At 46.9% G+C, this 2,285-nt stretch carries 2 protein-coding genes and 1 pseudogene; 1 reads left to right on the top strand and 2 read right to left on the bottom strand.

Annotated elements, in window-relative coordinates:
* Positions 1-461: 461 nt before the first annotated feature.
* Positions 462-632: pseudogene (locus EJP87_RS19110) on the top strand (S4 domain-containing protein); the annotation flags it as partial.
* A gap of 765 nt (positions 633-1,397) precedes the next feature.
* Here the strand turns inward: EJP87_RS19110 and EJP87_RS15525 are convergent.
* Together EJP87_RS15525 and EJP87_RS18065 are read right to left on the bottom strand one after the other, a co-directional pair.
* Positions 1,398-1,811 (bottom strand): hypothetical protein, encoded by a 414-nt coding sequence (locus tag EJP87_RS15525; protein WP_130472763.1) that lies wholly within the window; start codon positions 1,809-1,811, stop codon positions 1,398-1,400.
* A 63-nt stretch (positions 1,812-1,874) separates the two neighbouring features.
* On the bottom strand, positions 1,875-2,285 hold a 411-nt coding region (locus EJP87_RS18065), incomplete at its 5' end, for a hypothetical protein (protein WP_193771444.1).

Below are 2,285 nucleotides of genomic sequence, written 5' to 3'. Positions count from 1 at the left end.
CATTTCTCACTTGCACACCACACTTTCCACGAATCAAACGATCTTGGATTGGATGGTTGCGACTCTAAAGTTCAGTTCAATAAATTCAACAATATATATGACAGCTTATATAGTGTTCACCCCACCAATTCAAGATAAGATGGCATTTTTGCAAATTCACCGCCCGCCCAGGCGGTTTTTTTGTGCCTGAAAACGCCGATGTTTCCAATGGTTGGCGCAGAATGCCTTACAGGTGTCCGGCTGTTTCCCTTATCCCTCTCTCTCGATTTTCACCCCTACTCCTCTCCGCCCGATTCTCTACAAGCTGTTGACTTCGCTCCCGGAAGTACACAATTTGCGAATTTCATAAAATCAAAACAGCCATACAGGAGATTGCAATAAGGTGCGGTACGCTGGTTTGCGGTTGATTTTGGTCGGCGTGGGATGGTTGAACCGTGGACCCAGTTGCAGATGAGGATGATATGAACCAGCCATCCCCGTTGACAGAAACGCGGTACCGTTTGGACAAATGGCCGTGGGCGGCCCGGTTTTTCAAAACCCGCCATCTGGCAACCGAGGCGGTGGTCGGTGGCAAGGTGCATCTGAACGGCGCACGCACCAAGCCCGGCCATGCACAAACTGGTGGGAGTAGGGAAATGGATACACTGTCCCCCGATTTCCTATCCGGAAATGCGTATTATGTCACCAGATTTCCATGTCCAGATTTCCAGATCTGGAAAAGAAATGGATATACTGTCCCCCGATTTCTGGATTTCTGTCCGAATTGATATACTGTCCCCCGATTTATGTGCGAAAGAAATGGATATACTGTCCCCCGATTTCCGAATTGATATACTGTCCCCCGATTTTCCGGCGAATGGATATACTGTCCCCCGATTTCCCGAATGGATATACTGTCCCCCGATTTCCCCACGATTTCCGATTTTTGTCCCCCGATTTCGACAAGTGCACCAATGGATATACTGTCCCCCGATTTCCAATGGATATACTGTCCCCCGATTTCCGCACGACGATTTCCAATGGATATACTGTCCCCCGATTTCCGCACGATTTCACGCGATTTCGACACAATGGATATACTGTCCCCCGATTTCGACAAGTGCACCAATGGATATACTGTCCCCCGATTTCCCCTGATTCGAATGGATATACTGTCCCCCGATTTCCACAATGGAATGGATATACTGTCCCCCGATTTCCACGATTTCGATTTCCGATTTCGCAATGGATATACTGTCCCCCGATTTGTCGATTCCGATGAGATTAACACGGTATTTTTCATGTCATCATTCTCCGGTCGCTTTTCAGGTTATGATACCCCATGTTGGCATGTTTTCAAACATGAAGGCTTTCAGCAGTTTGTTCTCTTCTCAGAGAGATTTAATTGTATATCGCTCTCACTCAGCAGGCTTGCGTGGTTGTTCACGATCTGGAGTGAGCGGAGTTCCTGCCGCAAAACCAAATCCAGAGCCGGATGAGTGCTGACTTGAGATGATGTCGGATAAAACGCCATCCGGTCCGAAATTAAAGATAACGCTGCTGGCGCGTACATCCATTCCGCCAACGAACGAACCAACAATAGGAATAAACGATTCCGGTCTGGATTGAGCATGCGCACCACCGTAAGAGAGCATACGTTGTCCGTTATGAGTTGTTATGCCTGTTGGCTTGCCTAGGGCGGCAATAACATCTGTCTCCGTGGTAACACCTCGCTTAAATTGAGTGAGTTGTTTGTCGTCAATGATAACGCCATGACTGGCGCAACCACTGAAAAATACGAATACGACCAACAGGATTGATAAAATTTTCATAAGAATCTCACTAAATGTGTTGCCGGTTGGTGCGCAGATGTTTCTATGTCAAAGCCGTATTCGTTACCATTTCAATCCTAAACCGGCGCTTACCCCTCTGCGAATATCATAATCAAGATGTAGCGATAATGATGAATTTTCAGGAAAATAGCTGAATCCTGCACCAATCAATGGATTAATTTCGTCGTCAGATTTTTGCTCGTAATACCATCCTGTTACATTGGAACGCGCCAGCTCAACTCGTGTCGATGTTGAAATTCCGCCAATGGCATTGATGAAAAAGCCTGATTGTTCGGCAAGCTCAATGCCATATCGTCCAAACAACACCATTTCATTGCCTTTTTGCCGCGTTCCTATGTTTGTATAGTTGTTGTGCGGTACGGGGTATTCCAATGTGTTGCTCGGCACGTCATCCGCATTAAAGATGCCCCCAACTCCAACGCTAACCAGGAAGTTACGTTTTTCCTTGAGAGA

Origin of the sequence: Candidatus Magnetaquicoccus inordinatus (assembly GCF_004217665.1) — a bacterium.
Taxonomy (GTDB): Bacteria; Pseudomonadota; Magnetococcia; order Magnetococcales; family Magnetaquicoccaceae; genus Magnetaquicoccus; species Magnetaquicoccus inordinatus.
The sequence above is the reverse complement of the archived record's forward strand: the minus strand, read 5'-3'. Positions and strand labels throughout refer to the sequence as shown.